Origin of the sequence: Mycolicibacterium agri (assembly GCF_002553505.1) — a bacterium.
In the GTDB taxonomy this organism is placed as follows: domain Bacteria; phylum Actinomycetota; class Actinomycetes; order Mycobacteriales; family Mycobacteriaceae; genus Mycobacterium; species Mycobacterium agri.
This window is the reverse complement of record NZ_PDCP01000059.1, coordinates 23,768-35,806: the sequence shown is the minus strand read 5'-3', so window position 1 is coordinate 35,806 and position 12,039 is coordinate 23,768. Positions and strand designations below refer to the sequence as shown.

The following is a 12,039-nucleotide window of genomic DNA, read 5'->3' as shown; positions in this document are numbered from 1 at the left end:
CTACGATGCATCACGGACCGACCAACCCCTGGTCGGAATCCAATAGCTCGAGCCTCCGGCGAATCCAGGGCGATTCAGGCGGCTACACCTTTGATCGTCTGCGCGACGAATTGGCGTTGCGCATCAAGGCGATGCCGGAATTCCGCGAAAAACTCGCCGACAGCAGGCTCAATCTCGACCACCCCGTGTGGGTTGACGACGAGGACTTCGACGTCGACCGGCACCTGCACCGGATCGGCCTGCCGTCGCCGGGCGGGCGGGCGGAACTGGCCGAGATCTGCGGCCATATCGCGTCGTTGCCGTTGGACCGCAGCCGCCCGCTGTGGGAGATGTGGGTCATCGAGAACGTCGCAGGCACCGACGCGCACAACGGTGGCCGGCTGGCGGTGATGACGAAGGTTCATCACGCGGGTGTCGACGGCGTCACCGGCGCCAACCTGATGTCGCAGCTGTGCACCACCGAGCCCGACGCGCCGCCGCCCGAGCCGGTCGACGGGGTGGGCCGCGCCAGCGAGCTGGAGATCGCGTTGAGCGGCGCCGTCAGGTTCGCCACCCGGCCATTGAAGCTGGTCAACGTGCTGCCGACGACGGTCACCTCGGTCGTCGACACCGTGCGGCGGGCGCGCGGGGGATTGACGATGGCGCGGCCGTTCGCGGCGCCGCAGACCGCGTTCAACGCCAACGTCACCAGCCACCGCAACGTCGCTTACGCCCAGCTGGACCTCGAAGACATCAAGAAGGTCAAGAACCACTTCGGCGTCAAGGTCAACGACGTCGTGATGGCTTTGGTGTCGGGGGTGCTGCGCAAGTTCCTCGATGACCGCGGGCAGCTGCCGGATTCGACTTTGGTTGCGATGGTGCCCGTTTCGGTGCATGACAAGTCGGATCGGCCCGGCCGCAACCAGGTTTCGGGGATGTTCTCCAACCTGGAAACCCACATCGAGTCGCCCGTCGAGCGCCTGAAGTCGATCGCGGAGTCGAATGCTGTTGCAAAACAACATAGTTCGGCGATCGGAGCGACATTGCTGCAGGACTGGTCCCAGTTCGCCGCACCCGCGGTGTTCGGCGTCGCGATGCGTGTGTACGCCCGCACCCGGTTGGGGGAGGCGCGGCCGGTGCACAACCTGGTGGTGTCCAACGTGCCGGGCCCGCAGATCCCGCTGTACTTCCTGGGCGCCGAAGTCAAGGCGATGTATCCGCTCGGCCCGATCTTTCACGGCTCGGGTTTGAACATCACTGTGATGTCGCTGAGTGGCAAGCTCGACGTGGGCATCGTGTCGTGTCCGGAACTGTTGCCAGATCTGTGGGAGCTCGCCGATGACTTCGAAGTCGCGCTCGACGAGCTGGTGGGAAGCATCGGCTAGACCCGCCGAAGCGGTGCTCTGCCAGGGCCGATAGGTCTTCATGGCAGCATGTAGCGCCATGAGCACCCGAAGGCGCACGCGAGCGAGTCTGACGAAGGGGATCCTAGCCGCTGCGCTGGGTGTGTTGCTGGTAACGGGGTGCAGCAAGCTGGTCGACGGCCGCGCCCTGGTCGCGGTGCCGCCGCCGGGCACGCCGATTCAGTGGGGCCCGTGCGCTTCGACCGACCCGATGGTGCCGATTCCGCCGGAGGCCGAATGCGGCAAGCTCTCGGTGCCGGTCGACTACGACGAGCCCGACGGCGAAGTCGCGCAGATCGCGATGATCCGGTTCAAGGCCACCGGACAGAAGATCGGCTCGCTCGTCATCAATCCGGGCGGCCCGGGTGAATCCGGTATCGAGTCGGCTGTCAACCTCATCTCCACATTGCCTGCGCCGGTGCGGGAGCGCTTCGACCTCGTGGGCTTCGACCCGCGCGGGGTCGGTGCGTCGACGCCTGCGGTGTGGTGCAACTCCGACGCCGACAACGACCGGTTGCGGGCCGACCCGCAGGTCGACTACTCGCCGGAGGGCATCGCGCACATCGACAACGAGACCAAGGCGTTCGTGGAGCGCTGTGTCGAAAAGACCGGACTGAAGTTTCTCGAAAACGTCGGCACCGCCAACGTCGTCAAAGACCTCGATCAGATCCGCATCGCACTCGGCGACGAGAAGCTGACCTACCTCGGCTACTCCTACGGCACCCGGATCGGCGGCGGCTACGCAGAAGAGTTCCCGCAGAATGTGCGCGCGATGGTGCTCGACGGCGCGATCGACCCGAACGCCGACCCGATCGAGGAGGACCTGCGCCAGACGGCGGCCTTCCAGAAGGCGTTCGACGACTACGCCGCCGACTGCGCGAAAGATCCGACCTGCCCGCTGGGCACCGACCCCGCCAAGGCGACCGAGGTCTACAAGAGCCTGGTCGAACCGCTCGTCGACAAGCCCGCCAAGACCGAGGATCCGCGCGGCCTCGGCTACAGCGATGCACTGGTGGGCACCATCCTGCCGCTGTATTCGCCGAGCATCTGGCCGCGTCTCACCGACGGCCTCAACGAACTCAAGCAGGGGCGCGGCGACATGCTCTTGCGGCTGGCCGATCTCTACATGCACCGCGGCCCCGACGGCCACTACGACAACGCGACCGACGTGCGAGTGGCGGTCAACTGCGTCGATCAACCGCCGATCAAGGATCGGGCCAAGCTCGTCGAAAAGGACCGCCGCTCGCGCGAATTGGCTCCGTTCTTGAGCTACGGCCAGTTCACCGGGAACGCGCCGATGGACACTTGCGCGTTCTGGCCCGTGCCACCGACCAGTGAGCCGCACGAGATCTCGGTCAAGGGACTGCCGCCGGTGCTGGTGATCTCGACGACGAACGACCCGGCGACGCCGTACCAGGCGGGCGTCGATCTGGCCAAGCAACTCGGCGGCACGCTACTCACCTACGACGGGACCCAGCACACGGTCGCCTTCCAAGGCAACCCCTGCGTGGACAGCATCGTCGCCAACTACCTCATCGACGTGACTGTGCCGCCGCCGGACACCCGTTGCTGACCAACGGGATCGACGAGGAGGCACACGAAGGTTTCCGAACGGTCACCGTCCGATTGCGAGATCTGTCGGACGGCGGTGTGCATGCGACGATGGCTGCCATGTGGCGGGCGGGGCGGCGTGGTGCGGCGCTGCTGGCGTGCGTGCTGATGGCGGGATTCACATGCCCGCCGGCGTCGGCGACGCCCGAGGGACGGGCGACCGAGAGATACGGCGAACCGCCGGTGTGGGGCGGCTGCGAGCGGTTCGTCGCCGACACCAGCAAGATCCCGGCCGCGCAGTGCGGCACCGTGTCTGTTCCCGTCGATTACGCCAATCCCGAAGGGCCGCAAGCGGAATTAGCGGTCATCAAGGTTCCGGCGACCGGTGACCGGATCGGCGTGCTGATGGTGAACCCCGGCGGGCCGGGTGCATCAGCCGTCGACACCGTCGCGGGGATGGGTGCGGCGCTGGCCGACACGGAGATCGGCCGCCGGTTCGATCTGGTGGGCTTCGACCCGCGCGGCGTCGGGCACTCGACGCCAGAACTGCGCTGCCGCACCGACGCCGAGTTCGACGCCTACCGTCGTCAACCCAACGCCGACTACAGTCCCGCCGGCGTCGCCCACATCGAAAGCCTCTACCGGCAATTCGCGCAGTGGTGCACCGAGCGGATGGGCACGGAGTTCCTCGCCAACGTCGGCACCGCCAACACCGCCAAGGACATGGACGTGGTGCGCGCGGCGCTGGGCGAGAACCTGATCAACTACCTCGGGTTCTCCTACGGCACGGAACTCGGCGCCGCCTACGCCGAGGCGTACCCGGACCGGATCCGCGCGATGGTGCTCGACGGCGCAGTGGATCCGAGCCTCGACCCGATCGAGGAGAACCTGCGCCAACTGGCGGGCTTCCAGCGGGCCTTCGAAGACTATGCGGCCGACTGCGCCAGTGCACCGGGATGCCCGCTTGGCGACGATCCCGCGAAGTGGGTCGACCGCTATCACGAGTTGGTCGATCCGCTGGTCACCCAGCCCGCCAAGACGGACGACCCGCGGGGGCTCAGCTATTCCGACGCCATCACCGGCACCGTCAACGCGCTGTACTCGCGGCAGTTCTGGAAGTTTCTGACCAGCGGGCTGCTCGGGCTGCAACGCGGCACCGACCCCGGCGACCTGCTGCTGCTCGCCGACGACTACCTGGGCCGTGACGACCAGGGCCACTACTCGAACAAGCAAGACGCGTTCTACGCCATCCGCTGTGTCAACGCGCCGTTCCCGACCGATCCGGCGGTGTGGGCAGCCGCCGACCAACGCGCCCGCGAAGTCGCGCCGTTCCTCAGCTACGGGTCCTTCACAGGTTTTGCTCCCCGTGATGTTTGTGCGATGTGGCCCGTCCCGCCGTCGTCGACGCCGCATCCGGCCGTGTCCCCGGGCCCGGACAAGGTCGTCGTCGTGTCCACCACGCACGACCCGGCCACGCCGTATGAAGCCGGCGTGGAACTGGCCAAGCAGATGGGCGCGCGCCTGATCACCTTCGAGGGCACCCAGCACACCGTGGTGTTCAACGGCGACGCGTGCGTCGACACCGCCGTGGTGAGGTTCCTGGTCGACCTGGTGGCGCCGCCGGAAGGGCTGCACTGTTAGGTCGGTGCATGGTCGCATCCCGCGCGTAACACAGATTTAACAGCTGGTCCCTACGCTCGCGGATATGGACCGGCAAAAGGAATTCGTGCTGCGCACGCTGGAGGAACGGGATATCCGATTCGTCCGGTTGTGGTTCACCGACGTCCTCGGGTTCCTCAAGTCGGTGGCGATCGCGCCCGCCGAATTGGAAGGTGCGTTCGAGGAGGGCATCGGCTTCGACGGCTCCTCGATCGAAGGGTTCGCCCGCGTGTCTGAGTCCGACACCGTGGCGCGCCCCGACCCGTCGACCTTCCAGGTGCTGCCGTGGACCAGCAGCTCGGGTCAGCACCACTCGGCCCGCATGTTCTGCGACATCACGATGCCCGACGGGTCGCCGTCGTGGGCGGACTCGCGCCACGTGCTGCGACGCCAACTGGCCAAGGCCAGCGACCTGGGCTTCTCCTGCTACGTGCACCCCGAAATCGAGTTCTTCCTGCTGCAGCCGGGACCCGACGACGGCAGCGTGCCGGTGCCCGCCGACAACGGCGGCTACTTCGACCAGGCGGTGCACGACGCGGCGCCCAACTTCCGCAGGCACGCGATCGACGCGCTCGAGCAGATGGGCATCTCGGTGGAGTTCAGCCACCACGAGGGCGCGCCCGGCCAGCAGGAGATCGACCTGCGCTACGCCGACGCGCTGTCCATGGCCGACAACGTGATGACGTTCCGGTACGTCGTCAAGGAGGTGGCGCTGGGCGACGGCGTGCGCGCGTCGTTCATGCCCAAGCCGTTCGCCGAGTACCCCGGCTCGGCGATGCACACCCACATGAGCCTGTTCGAGGGCGAGACCAACGCGTTCTACAGCGCCGACGATCCGCTGCAGCTGTCGGACATCGGAAAGTCGTTCATCGCAGGCATTCTGGAGCACGCCACCGAGATCAGCGCGGTGACGAACCAGTGGGTGAACTCCTACAAGCGGCTGGTCCACGGTGGTGAGGCGCCGACGGCGGCGTCCTGGGGCCTCGCCAACCGTTCGGCACTGGTGCGGGTGCCGATGTACACGCCGCGCAAGGCGTCGTCGCGTCGCATCGAGGTGCGCAGCCCCGACTCGGCGTGCAACCCGTACCTGACCTTCGCCGTGCTGCTGGCCGCCGGTCTGCGCGGTGTGGAAAAGGGCTACGTGCTCGGGCCGCAGGCCGAGGACAACGTGTGGAGCCTGACCCCCGAGGAACGCCGCACGATGGGCTACAAGGAGCTGCCGGGCAGTCTCGGTGTGGCGCTCGCGGAAATGGAGAACTCCGAACTCGTCGCAGAAGCGTTGGGGGAGCACGTCTTCGACTTCTTCCTGCGCAACAAGCGCGCCGAATGGGAGAACTACCGCAGCCACGTCACTCCGTTCGAGCTGAAGGCGTATCTGTCGCTCTGACAGGGGCGAGATTCGGGCTGCGCTACGGTCTTGGATGTGGCCAAACCTGTCACGCAGCGACCGAAGCTGCCCAGCGTTGGCCGGCTCGGGTTGGTCGAACCCACGGCCCCGGCTGATCTTGACCGACTCGGCTGGAACACCGACGCACACGTCGAACTGCTGTGGGCGCTGTCGCGTGCCCCCAACGCCGACGTCGCACTGCGCACGATGGTCCGGCTGGCCGAGGCCGACCCCGCGCAATGGGACGAACTCAACGGAATACTGCTGACCGACAAGCCGCTGCGCGGCCGACTCTTCGGCGTGCTCGGCTCGTCGCTGGCGCTGGGGGACCACCTGGTCGCCAATCCGCACTCCTGGCGTCTGCTGGCCGGCGACGTGACACCGCCTTCGATCGACGAACTGCGCGCCCAATTCCTCGAAGCGGTCGAATCCACTACGGACACACACGATCTGCTGCACCGGATGCGCACGCTCTACCGCGACCGGTTGCTGGTGCTCGCCGCCCTCGACCTGGCTCCGGTGGTGGAGAACGAGCCGGTGTTGCCGTTCAAAGAGATCGGCCACCACCTGTCGGATCTGGCCGACGCGGCGCTGGCCGCGGCGCTGAAGGTGGCGACGCGTTCGGTGTGCGGCGAGGACGCCGAGCCACCGCGGCTGGCGGTCATTGCGATGGGCAAGTGCGGCGCCCGCGAGCTGAACTACGTCAGCGACGTCGACGTCATTTTCGTCGCCGAGGAGGCGAACGCGCTCACCACCCGGCTGGCCGGGGAGATGATGCGGTTCGCGTCGGAGGCGTTCTTCGAGGTCGACGCGGCGCTGCGGCCCGAAGGCAAGCACGGCCAGCTGGTCCGCACGCTGGAGTCGCATGTCGCCTACTACCAGCGCTGGGCCAAGACCTGGGAGTTTCAGGCGCTGATGAAGGCGCGCCCGGCGGCCGGCGACCCCGAGTTGGGTGCGCAATACATCGAGGCCCTGATGCCGATGGTGTGGACGGCCTCCGAGCGTGAGGACTTCGTGTCCGAGGTGCAGGCGATGCGGCGGCGGGTCGAGTCGCTGGTGCCCGCCGACGAGCGGTCGCGCGAGATCAAGCTCGGCACCGGCGGGCTGCGCGACGTCGAGTTCGCCGTGCAGCTGCTGCAGTTGGTGCACGGCCGCAATGACCCGTCGCTGCACGTGGCGTCGACCGTGGACGCGCTGGCGGCCTTGGGCGCAGGCGGATACATCGGCCGCGACGACGCGGCGAACATGACGGCGTCCTACGAGTTCCTGCGGTTGCTCGAACACCGGCTGCAGCTGCAGCGCCTCAAGCGCACCCACATGCTGCCCGACGAGGACGACGACGAGGCGATGCGCTGGCTCGCCCGTGCCGCGCACATGCGGCCCGACGGCAGGCACGACGCGCTCGGAGTGCTGCGCGAGGAGCTCAAGCGCCAGAGCATGCGGGTGTCGCGGCTGCACGCCAAGCTCTTCTATCAGCCGCTGCTGGAGTCGGCGGGCCAACCGGCGATGCTGACCACCGCCGCCGCCGAACGTCAGCTCGCCGCACTGGGTTACGAAAGTCCGCAGAGCGCGCTGACGCATCTGGCGGCGTTGACCGGGCAGAGCGGGCGGCGAGGTCGGGTGCAGCAGGTGCTGTTGCCGACGCTGCTGGACTGGCTGTCGGATACGCCCGACCCGGACGCCGGGCTGCTGGCGTACCGGCGGATCAGCGACCATCTGGCCGAGCACCGCTGGTATTTGTCGACGCTGCGCGACGAGGGCGCGGTCGCCAAGCGGTTGATGCATGTGCTGGGCACCTCGGCCTACGTACCCGAGCTGTTGATGCGGGCGCCGGAGGTCATCCAGCAATACGCCGACGGACCGTCTGGCCCCAAGCTGCTCGAGGTCGAACCCGAGGGCGTGGCAAGGGCTTTGGTGGCGTCGGCGGGACGGCATCCCGATCCCGTGCGGGCGATCGCGGCGGCGCGCACGCTGCGTCGTCGGGAACTGGCCCGCATCGCCTCGGCCGACCTGCTCGGCATGCTCGATGTCGTCGACGTGTGTAAGGCGCTGACGTCGGTGTGGGTGGCGGTGCTGCAGGCGGCGTTGGAGTCCGTGATCCGGGCCAACACACCCGAGGACGGTGAACCGCCCGCGCGTATCGCGGTCATCGGCATGGGCCGGCTGGGTGGCGGCGAGTTGGGATACGGGTCCGACGCCGACGTGATGTTCGTGTGCGAACCGGCCTCGGGTCTCGACGAATCCGCGGCAGTGCGGTGGTCGATCACGGTCGCCGAGCAGGTGCGCGCGTTGTTGGGGACGCCGAGCGCCGACCCGCCTTTGGAGGTCGACGCGGGTCTGCGGCCCGAGGGGCGCAACGGATCGCTGGTGCGGACCCTGTCGTCGTACGAGCAGTACTACGAGAAATGGGCGCAGCCATGGGAGATTCAGGCGCTGCTGCGTGCGAACCGGGTGGCTGGCGACGAAGACCTCGGCGAGCGGTTCCTGTTGATGGTGGACAAGACGCGATATCCGCCCGGCGGGGTGTCGCCGAAGGCGCTGCAGGAGATCCGCCGCATCAAGGCGCGCGTCGATGCCGAGCGCCTGCCGCGGGGCGCAGATCCCAACACGCACACCAAACTTGGCCGCGGCGGACTGGCCGACATCGAATGGACCGTGCAACTGCTGCAGCTGCAGCACGGGCACAAGATCCCGTCGTTGCACAACACCTCGACGCTGCAGACGCTGGATGCGATCCACGAGGCGGAGTTGATTCCCGAGGGCGATGTGGAACTGCTGCGCGAGGCGTGGCTGATGGTGACGCGGGCGCGTAACGCCTTGGTGTTGGTGCGCGGCAAGCCGACCGATCAGTTGCCGGGCCCCGGCCGTCAACTCAACGCGGTCGCGGTTGCTGCCGGCTGGGACACCGACGACGGCGGTGAATTCCTTGACAACTATCTGCGAGTGACCCGCCGGGCAAAGGCGGTCGTACGGAAAGTCTTTGGTGGTTAGAGCACGTGGTTGAAAGTGCTGATTTTTCGTTTGAGGAGATCTCTGCCGACGAGCTGAACCGGCTGCAGGCGCTCTACGGGCCGCTGACCGATGCGGTCCGCCGGGTCGTCCAGGCGGGCATCCGCACAGGCGCTGACGAGCAGACGATTCGCGAGGCGCAGGCGTCAATCGAGGCGGTCGCGGAGAAACTGGAGGCCAGCGCGGACGCGGACGTGGTGCGCATGGCGGTGGATGGCCGGCCGGTGGTGTGGGGTAACCCGGTGACGGGCTTCCGCAATGCGATCGCGCCGCCGTTGATCATGCACACCGAACCAGACGGGTTGTGGTGGAGCGAATTCGAGGTGGGGGAGCCGTACCAGGGTCCGCCCGGGTGGGTGCACGGCGGTGTGCTGGCGCTCGTGCTCGACCAGGTGCTCGGCGAGGTGGCAAGTGAGGGGCTGTCCAAGCCGATGTTCACCGGAACCATCACGATGCGGTATCTGCGCGGCACGCCGCTGGGCCGGCTGCGGGCGGAGGCCGCGATCGAGCGGATAGACGGCTACAAGACGTTCGTCAGCGGGCACATCAGTGATTCCGACGGCAAAACGGTTGAGGCAGAAGGAATCTGGATCAAGCCGGCGTGGGCGCGAGGGGCCGGATGAAGTTCTACGTCAGCACGGCATTCCGCGAGACCAATGAAGCCATCGAGATCGCAAGAGCCGCAGACGACCTCGGCTACTCCGGCATCGGCATCCCCGACCATGTGGTGAACATCGAGACGCTGTCGACGCCGTACCCGTACACGAAGGACGGCAAGCGTCGGTGGGAGCCGTTCACACCGTGGCCGGACCCGTGGGTGCTGGTGGGCGCGATGGCGCAGGTGACCACGCGGATCAAGTTCGTGACGACGGTGTACATCCCGGCGATGCGCGATCCGTATGCGGCGGCCAAAGCCATTGGCACGGCGGCGTATATCTCCGACGGTCGCGTCGAACTCGGCGTCGGTGTCGGCTGGTGCCGCGACGAGTTCGAGTTGATGGGCCAGCAGTTCGAGCGGCGCGGCAAGCGCACCGACGAGATGCTGGAGTTGTTCCGCGCGCTCTGGCAGCCGGGCTGGACGGAGTTCTCGGGCGAGTTCTACCAGACGCCGCGGTTGGAGATGGAGCCCACCCCGCCACGGATCCCGATCTACGGCGGCGGATTGAGCGACATCGCGCTGCGGCGGGCGGCGCGCAACGACGGCTGGATCGGCGATCTGATCTCGACCGAGCATGCACTCGCGGCGGTCGAGAAGCTGCGGGAAATGCGTTCGGCCAACGGCCTGTCGATGGACGGGTTCGAGATCCTGACGCCGCTGACGAACGCCTTCACCCGAGAGCACTACGACCGTGCCGAGGCTGCGGGCATCACCGGCATCATCACAAAGCCGTGGATATTCTACTCCGGAGAGGACGCTTCGCTCGCCGAGAAGATCGACGGCATGAAGCGCTTCCGCAAGGACCTCGCGCTGGATAACTGAGGCGCTAGCCCCAGCGGGCGATGATGTCGCCGACGGGTTGATCCGCAGCCATCGCGGCCATCATCAGTACGCGCGCTTGGCTGGACCGCAGGTTCGGCACCATCACCGCGCCCGCCTTGACCATGTCGTCGCCGGGGCCGTATTCGGGAATGACTTCGCCGGCGGGAACGCGAGTTGAGATCGCGAACGCCACACCGGCGGGCGCGTGCCTGCGCACCGCGTCGACGACGGAGTCACCGGCATTACCGGATCCCAATGCCTCCAACACGATTCCGCGCGCACCCGCTGCCACCGCGGAATCGATGGGGCCGGGACCGTCGCCAGGATAGGCGGACACGATGTCCACCCGCGGCGCGCTCACCGCCGACACGTCAGCGACAAACGGCCGGCGCGCGGGATGGTTTAGCGTGAAGGAATCACCCGCGATCGAACCCACCGGCGGTGTGCCGCCGAATGGCGACAACGCCTGGGTGTCCATCTTGCGGGTACCGAGCGCCTGAAATGCGTTGCCTGCGAACACGATCATCACGCCCTGACCACGCGCGGCTGGACTGGCCGCCACCGTCAGCGCGTCGCGCAGGTTCTTCGGCCCGTCGGCGTCGGGCGCATCCGAACTGCGCTGCGCACCGGTCAGCACAATCGGCGCGTCACCCTGATAGGTGACGTCCAACCACATCGCGGTCTCTTCCATGGTGTCGGTGCCGTGCGTGATCACCACGCCGTCGGCGCCGTTTGCGACAGCGTTCTTGGCCGCGCCGGCGATGGCGTCCCAGTCGGCGGGTGTCAGCTGCGAGCTGTCCTTCTGCATCAGGTCGACGATCTCGACGTCGAGGCCCGCGGCCAGCTCCTCGCCGGCGACGGTCGGCCGCCGAACTCCGCTGGGATCGGTGCTGGTGGCGATCGTTCCGCCGGTGGTGATAACGACCAGTTGTGCCGACTCCGGTTGCGCGGTCGCGGGTATCGGCGCGGCCACGCCGACAAGGAGTGCGGCGGTCGCCGCGATGGCCAACAGCGTCGTGCGTATGGGTCTCACCGGCGGAAGCGGTCAAAGAGGCCGCCGCGGCGGCGCGGAGCAGGCGCCGCCGTTCCTGCGACGGTTCTGGTCCCTGCCGTCCCTCGCGCCATGGGGCGTCGACGCGCATCCACCGCAAGTGCGCCCGCGCCCGTCGTCGCAAGGAGCAGGAAGGCGAAGCAGAACATGACCGCAAGCTCGCCGCCGTTGGCGATCGGCCAGAAGCTCGCCTTCGCGCCGCCGGACAGCGGCGGCCAGTGCTGATAGAAGTACGCGAACGCCATCTCGCCCGAGGCGATGAATGCCGCGATGCGCGTGAAGATTCCGAGCGTGATCATGATGCCCAGGACGAATTCGATCAGCCCCGCCCACCACATTGGCCAGTCGCCGACCGCGATGGGCCCGGCCGCGGGGATCGGCCATTCAAACAGTTTCTGCGAGCCGTGCATCGTATACAGCAGGCCGAAGATGATGCGAAAAGCGCTCAACACAGGGGAGTGATAACCCGCCAAGCGGGCGTCGAGATTCGCCATATCTGACCATAACCCCGGCTCGCAGC

At 67.4% G+C, this 12,039-nt stretch carries 9 protein-coding genes; 7 read left to right on the top strand and 2 right to left on the bottom strand.

Annotated elements, in window-relative coordinates:
* Positions 1–5: 5 nt before the first annotated feature.
* The 7 genes from CQY20_RS24735 (at position 6) to CQY20_RS24705 (ending at position 10,468) form a co-directional block, all read left to right on the top strand.
* Positions 6–1,364, top strand: a complete 1,359-nt coding sequence (locus tag CQY20_RS24735; protein ID WP_097942712.1) for a WS/DGAT/MGAT family O-acyltransferase — start codon at positions 6–8, stop codon at positions 1,362–1,364.
* A 58-nt stretch (positions 1,365–1,422) separates the two neighbouring features.
* Entirely contained in the window at positions 1,423–2,955 is a 1,533-nt protein-coding gene (locus CQY20_RS24730) for an alpha/beta hydrolase (protein ID WP_207767320.1), read from the top strand.
* Between the two features lie 89 nt (positions 2,956–3,044).
* Positions 3,045–4,574: an alpha/beta hydrolase gene (locus tag CQY20_RS24725; RefSeq protein WP_097942719.1), complete on the top strand. Its 1,530-nt coding sequence runs from the start codon at positions 3,045–3,047 to the stop codon at positions 4,572–4,574.
* 64 nt (positions 4,575–4,638) lie between these two features.
* A complete protein-coding gene (gene glnA, locus CQY20_RS24720; RefSeq protein WP_097942710.1) occupies positions 4,639–5,979 on the top strand; it encodes a type I glutamate--ammonia ligase in 1,341 nt (446 codons plus the stop codon).
* Between the two features lie 30 nt (positions 5,980–6,009).
* Complete coding sequence (locus tag CQY20_RS24715; RefSeq protein ID WP_097942709.1) at positions 6,010–8,970, top strand: bifunctional [glutamine synthetase] adenylyltransferase/[glutamine synthetase]-adenylyl-L-tyrosine phosphorylase; 2,961 nt, start codon at positions 6,010–6,012, stop codon at positions 8,968–8,970.
* Between the two features lie 5 nt (positions 8,971–8,975).
* Positions 8,976–9,611 (top strand): PaaI family thioesterase, encoded by a 636-nt coding sequence (locus tag CQY20_RS24710; RefSeq protein ID WP_097942708.1) that lies wholly within the window; start codon positions 8,976–8,978, stop codon positions 9,609–9,611.
* On the top strand, positions 9,608–10,468 hold the full coding sequence (locus CQY20_RS24705; RefSeq protein ID WP_097942707.1) for a TIGR03619 family F420-dependent LLM class oxidoreductase: 861 nt from the start codon (positions 9,608–9,610) through the stop codon (positions 10,466–10,468). The genes CQY20_RS24710 and CQY20_RS24705 overlap by 4 nt, the downstream gene beginning before the upstream one ends.
* Positions 10,469–10,472: 4 nt before the next feature.
* Here the strand turns inward: CQY20_RS24705 and CQY20_RS24700 are convergent, their stop codons facing one another.
* Both CQY20_RS24700 and CQY20_RS24695 read right to left on the bottom strand, forming a co-directional pair.
* The gene (locus CQY20_RS24700) at positions 10,473–11,429 is read right to left on the bottom strand and encodes an asparaginase (RefSeq protein ID WP_097942718.1); all 957 of its coding nucleotides are present in this window, start codon (positions 11,427–11,429) and stop codon (positions 10,473–10,475) included.
* A 68-nt stretch (positions 11,430–11,497) separates the two neighbouring features.
* On the bottom strand, positions 11,498–12,013 hold the full coding sequence (locus tag CQY20_RS24695) for a DoxX family protein (RefSeq protein ID WP_097942706.1): 516 nt from the start codon (positions 12,011–12,013) through the stop codon (positions 11,498–11,500).
* Positions 12,014–12,039: the final 26 nt, after the last annotated feature.